Source organism: Mesorhizobium sp. M7A.F.Ca.CA.004.06.1.1, from assembly GCF_003999135.1.
In the GTDB taxonomy this organism is placed as follows: Bacteria; Pseudomonadota; Alphaproteobacteria; order Rhizobiales; family Rhizobiaceae; genus Mesorhizobium.
On the sequence record NZ_RZPQ01000871.1, the window covers coordinates 1 to 2,279 of the forward strand.

1 protein-coding gene is annotated in these 2,279 nt (G+C 64.2%); it reads right to left on the bottom strand.

Features of this window, described 5'->3' with window-relative positions; genetic code table 11:
- Positions 1-2,238: caspase domain-containing protein (locus EN906_RS31460; protein ID WP_127375657.1), on the bottom strand; the 2,238-nt coding region annotated here is incomplete at its 3' end.
- Positions 2,239-2,279 lie beyond the last annotated feature (41 nt).

Sequence of the window (2,279 nt, forward strand, 5' to 3'; positions counted from 1 at the left end):
GGTAAAGACCGTCAGTGCGTCATCATAGGCGGCCGCGGCCTCTTCAAGCGCGCCGGTGCCCATATCGAAGCGGGCGACGCCGCTCAGCGCGTTGCCGAGGTTGAGCCTGCTGGTCGCCCATGAGACGGGGAAGGTCTCACGGGTTCGCACCTCGAGCGCGGCACGGAACGCGTCGGCCGCTTCGTTTATCTTCGCCTTGTCGTTGAGCTGAATGCCGAGCGACACCAGCGTGTTGCCGAGATTGTTCTCGACCATCGCCCATTCCACCGGCGCCGTTTCGCGTGTGTATTCCTCAAGTGCCAGCCGGTAGGCCGCCTCGGCTTGCGTCAGATGTTCGCCGGCGGCCTCGCGCTCGGAAAGCGCATAGAGCGCCAGGCCGAGATTGTTCTGCGAAGCGGCCCACTCGAGCGGCACTTTTTCGCGTGGGCGTTTCTGGAGCGTCGCGCGCATCGCCACAACCGCCTCGTTCAGGCGCTTCGGGTCGCTCTCGCGCTCGCCGATCTTCAACAGCACATTGGCCAGATTGTTCTGCGCGGCGGCCCAGTTGAGGTCGTCCTTCTCGCGCTCGAACACGACAAGGGAATCGCGAAAGATCCGGGCTGCCTCTTCAAGGCGCGCGGTCTCCGTCTCGCGCTCGCCGATGGTCTGCAGCACCACCGCCATGTTGTTGCGGGTGATGGCCCAGTCGCGATTCTGTTCGCCATTGGGGATGAAGTTCAGGATGGTGCGATAGGCCTCAATGGCGTGCTGCAGCGCATCGAGGTCGCCGGTGGCGTAGCCGTAGGCGTTGAGCGCCTCGGCTTCCTGGTTCTTGTAGTTCCAGCGCAGCTTGTCGTCCCATTTTCCGGCCAGCGAAAACGCCTTGGCATAGTCGCCGGCAGCGGATTTGTAATCGAAGACCAGCCCCGAGGCATCGGCGCGCCTGGCATAGATCGCGGCGTCGGCAAGACGCTTCTGCTTGACGAGATCCTCGGCTTGATCGACCGCATCGTTGGTCTGCTCGACCCGGCCGACCGCATCGTCGAGGAATTTGCGCGCCGTCACGATGGCGCCCTGGCCGATCGCCTTGTCGGCGGAAGCGACAAGCCGTTTGATCTCCGGATCGTCGGTGCGCAGTGCTGCACGCTCGGACATCATCTTCTTCAGGCGCTCGGCCTGGGCGTCGAGCACCTTTTGCAGGTCGGTCGGGTCTTCGGGGATCTTTTCCGTGCCGAGCGCCTTCAGCACGCCATAAAGCGCGTCGAGCGGCACGCCTTCCTGCAGCGAGGCCAGTTCCACCTGCGCCCGTTTCGGGTCGGGCAGGCCGGAAATCGTCAGCAGGAGCTGGCGCCTTTCGCCTGTGATCAGTCCGTCGTCGCCGGTCGGCTCCACTGGTGCGACGCCGAAATAGAGCAGCCGGCGCAGGCTTTCATTGATCCAGGGACGCTGCTTCGCTTTTGTGTCGAGATAGACCTCCTCGGTCACCATGCGCATGACCGAGCCGAATTCGGTGCCCTTCATCGCCGCGAGGTGGCGCAGCAGGGCGGACGCGTAAGGGCTGTTTTCGCCGGCGGCGCCATCAAGTGCAGGATGACCCGGTTCTGCGGCAAAGCCGACCACTGTACCCAGGCTCGCGTCGGCCGCCGGTGCATTGCCGAGCGCCTTGGCGCCGCGCACCGGCTCCAACCCGCCGGCGCCTATGGGCGAGGCGGAAGCGGTCGGTGAGCGCCGTACCATGGCATCCGCGGGGAATGGATTGGTGCGGCAGGCATCGAGCAGCATGATCGTCACCGGCACTGTCTTTTTCAATGCCTCCATGACGGCCGATATCGGCACAAGGCTGGTGCCGGCATCCTTCAGCGACGGGACGTTGGCATCGACCGGAACCAGATAGTTTTCGCCGCCGGCCTCGATGCCATGACCGGAGTAGTAGATGAAGGCGACATCGGCGCCGTCGGCATCTTCGGTGAACCGCTCCAGGTCGCGCTTCAGCTTGGTGGCGTCGCGGTCGGTGACGCTGCGGGCGTCGAAGCCAAGGTCGGTCAGCATCTTGGCCATGTCGCGGGCGTCGTTGGCGGGGTTGGGCAGGGCGGCGATGTGCAGGTAATTCGACTGGCCGATGATCAGCGCCACGCCCTTAAGGCTTTTCGTCTCGGCAACTGCAAGCGCGGTCGCGGCAAGGCAAAGCAGTGCGGCGACGATAGCCGTCAGCCATGCCCGCCGCAAACGACTAAGGTTCGAGAGTCCGACAAAAGCCATTTGTCGTTCGTGTCCGCCCTGATGATCCAACCCTCTATAAC